Source organism: Isoptericola hypogeus (assembly GCF_039531145.1).
GTDB classification, from domain to species: domain Bacteria; phylum Actinomycetota; class Actinomycetes; order Actinomycetales; family Cellulomonadaceae; genus Isoptericola; species Isoptericola hypogeus.
In genome coordinates, this window is sequence record NZ_BAAAPM010000021.1 from 1 (window position 1) to 519 (window position 519).

Consider the following 519-nt stretch of genomic DNA (forward strand, 5'->3'; position numbering starts at 1 on the left):
GTGGATGGCCCAGGTCGCGTTCGCCGAGCTGCATCCGGACGGGCCGGTTCGCTGCGACGGTTTCGATGCGGCCGGCGAGCCTGTGGGGCGCCCCGTGGCTGACCCGTACATCCCGATGCTCGCGGTCACCGCCGAGCAGGTCGAGGAGCTCGCGTACGGCGCGCTGTACGTCCTTTGCACCGAGGGCCCGGACGCCGATCTGTTCGATTCCACGCAGGAGCGGATCATCCGCCTGTCGACCCTGGGCCGCGCGGACGGCAAGGCGGTGCCGCTGTCGAACTCGCCTGGCTCCCGTGATGGCGCGCGGACCACGTTCCAGTGCTTCGACGAGCCGCACCGCCTGATCCTGCCCCGCCAGCACCAGGCCCACGAGACGATGGTCGCCAACCTGGAGAAGCGGGTCCTGGAGGATCCGTGGGGCCTGTACGTCGGGACCGCTGGCGAGATCGGTGAGGAGTCGGTCGCTGAGGGCCTGCATGCGGAGGCGCGGCAGATCGACGACGGCGAGATCCACGACCC

1 protein-coding gene is annotated in these 519 nt (G+C 70.5%); it reads left to right on the plus strand.

Going from position 1 to position 519, the window contains the following annotated elements; translation table 11 throughout:
- Window positions 1-519 (plus strand): hypothetical protein (locus tag ABD254_RS21250; RefSeq protein WP_344250974.1); only part of this gene is annotated, 519 nt, incomplete at both ends.